Source organism: Neglectibacter sp. X4, from assembly GCF_009917365.1.
In the GTDB taxonomy this organism is placed as follows: Bacteria; Bacillota; Clostridia; order Oscillospirales; family Acutalibacteraceae; genus Acutalibacter.
In genome coordinates this window covers 1-570 of sequence record NZ_QWLE01000317.1, presented here as the reverse complement: position 1 = coordinate 570, position 570 = coordinate 1, and the positions used below count along the sequence as shown (strand labels likewise).

General features: G+C 44.4%; 2 protein-coding genes. Both read right to left on the bottom strand.

What is annotated here, in order from left to right:
- A partial coding sequence (locus D1841_RS18355; protein WP_166554397.1) for an iron-sulfur cluster assembly scaffold protein occupies window positions 1-169 on the bottom strand: 169 nt, incomplete at its 3' end.
- Between the two features lie 4 nt (window positions 170-173).
- A partial coding sequence (locus D1841_RS18350) for an aminotransferase class V-fold PLP-dependent enzyme (RefSeq protein WP_166554396.1) occupies window positions 174-570 on the bottom strand: 397 nt, incomplete at its 5' end.

Sequence of the window (570 nt, the reverse complement as noted above, 5' to 3'; positions counted from 1 at the left end):
TTTTGAATTTTGCGTCTGTGATTACATCGTTTTCTACTTTGATTTGAATCTGCATCATGTCGCCGCAGACAGGACTTCCGTAAGTGCCTGTTCCATCAGGATTTTCCAGTTCCCCTACGTTTCTCGGATTCATGAAATGATCCATGACTGTATCGTTATATAAGCCCATGTGATTACCAACCTTTCTCGCTGTTTACAGGAGACAGCGCTCTCAATTTTTCTACGATTTCGTTCAATGATTCTACTGTATAATCAATGTCTTCTTTTGTTGTAAAGTCTCCTACGGTAAAACGCACCGTACCGTGCACCATTTCTACCGGAACTCCCAGCGCAGTCAGCACGTGAGACGGCTCCAGTGACTTGGAGGAACATGCTGAGCCGGTGGAAACGGAAACTCCCTTATAGTCCAGCAGAAGTAAAATGGACTCCCCTTCAATGTACTTGAAAGTAATATTGGCATTACCCGGGTGTCTATGCTCCATAGTACCGTTGACAAAGGTATCAGGAATCTCCCTGGTAATTCTGTCTATGAGATAATCACGAAGCTGGCTGCAGTGCGCAATATGTTCT